Here is a 1795-nt window from a genome sequence, read left to right as displayed (position 1 = left end):
GGATGTTGTAACGGATGTAACTGATGAGTTGGCGATTTTCTCAGAGATATTGCTACCTACAGATAACCCATCCGCTGCCAAACTTCCACCCACATCGCTACCTACAGATAACCCATCCGCTGCCAAACTTCCACCCGATAAATTAATCCCCATCTGCACGCTGGGCAAATAACTGATTACAAATCTATCGGGAAATAAGGCATGAAGGGGAAACCGATGTAAATCCCGATGGGGAATGAATATCAAATTTTCGATTAATTCTGCCTTCAGTTGCTCTAAAATGGCTGGAATATACAAAATATTCTCTAACTTTGCCAACATTTTCGGTAAGTTATCCTGAAAAGAGATATCTCTTTCCTTTTTCTGATTAGCAGATTTTCCGTAGACTTCATCCCAGTTATCCACCCAAGCTTGTAATTCTCTTAAATTATCCCCATTCGATATTTCACTGTAGGGGTGAAGCATTTGCGCTAGTAAGTTATCGGGTAAATCAGGATTTTTATCCGCAAATGCTTCACCCTGCTCACTTTCCGTTTGTAAGTTATCGGGTAAATCAGGATTTTTATCCGCAAATGCTTCACCCTGCCCACTTTCCGTCTGTAAGTTATCCCCCACCGCATTAATCCAGGGCGAAGCATTTGGATTGTCATCTTCTGGTTTCTCCGATAAGTTATCCCCCACCGCATTAATCCAGGGCGAAGCATTTGGATTGTCATCTTCTGGTTTCTCCGATAAGTTATCCCCCACCGCATTAATCCAGGGCGAAGCATTTAGATTGTTATCTTCTGGTTTCTCCGATAAGTTATCCCCTACCGCATTAATCCAAGGCGAAGCATTTGGATTGTCATCTTCTGGTTTCTCCGATAACATTTCCCCCAAATGCTTCGCCCCTACCCCAGATTCTGCCATGGGAAAAGATGAATTAGAGAAGGATTCTCTTGCTCCCTCTCCTAGACGGGGAGAGCTGGGGAGGGGTTGAATCACAATCGGTTTCCTCGCACCATGTTTTATGATAAATGTAGTCAGGGCAAAGTCACTTACATGCCAATAAACTATCGCTGTCGTTGGATTAGTCAATTCCAGCATATCCTGATAATTTGGACTAAGACTATCTGCCTTTTGTCTATCCAGAATCCAGGTAAGGTAGAAGTTTTTATCCCTCTCCGCTGCTTCCAATGCGCGGATTAAATCTCCCTCCTCTACTAATACATCCACCCGCATCTGAGAGAAGGTGATAAATTTAGCTCGTAATTCCCATTGCTGATAGCGAGACATGGGGCGATTCAGGAGTGTGCCGAAGACATCTAATCCCTTACGCCGCCATTCTTTCGCTTCGGTTTCTTTCCCTAATCCCCATAAGACGCGGCTTAAGTCTTGCAAGACTTCTAAATGTAATTCAGGATAAGCCTCTGGAGTTAATGTAATTAGAGATAATTTATATTCCGCTACTGCTTTGTGCCAGTATTCCCGGTAATTTCGTTTTTCCTTCCCTTGGAAATAGTGGGCGTTACCTATAGATTGATGCAATTTTCCCCAGCCTTCGGGATGAGTCTCTTGGGGGCAATGTTTTAATCCTGTCTCGTAAGATAATAATGCCCCTTCATAGCCGCGTTGAGTTAGGGTAGGATCTGGGAGTATGGGAGGTAATGTGGGAAATTGTACTCTTAATAAGATAGCCGATTCGGGATTATAATGATGGGATTTTCCAGCAGCGACACCCCGATTTAGCCAAGCATAGTGAGAGTCAGGTTTAATTTGGATAGCTCTATCGTAAGATGCGAGTGCTTCTTCTAGT

Annotated in this window: 1 protein-coding gene; it reads right to left on the bottom strand. The window is 43.5% G+C overall.

Annotated features, from left to right (window positions below; translation table 11 throughout):
* On the bottom strand, positions 1-1795 hold a 1795-nt coding region (locus NJ959_RS27685; RefSeq protein WP_254014984.1), incomplete at both ends, for a tetratricopeptide repeat protein.

The organism is Limnofasciculus baicalensis BBK-W-15, assembly GCF_024178385.1.
Lineage (GTDB): Bacteria > Cyanobacteriota > Cyanobacteriia > Cyanobacteriales > Coleofasciculaceae > Limnofasciculus > Limnofasciculus baicalensis.
Note: the sequence above shows the minus strand (reverse complement) of the source record. Positions and strands in the feature narration are given on the sequence as shown.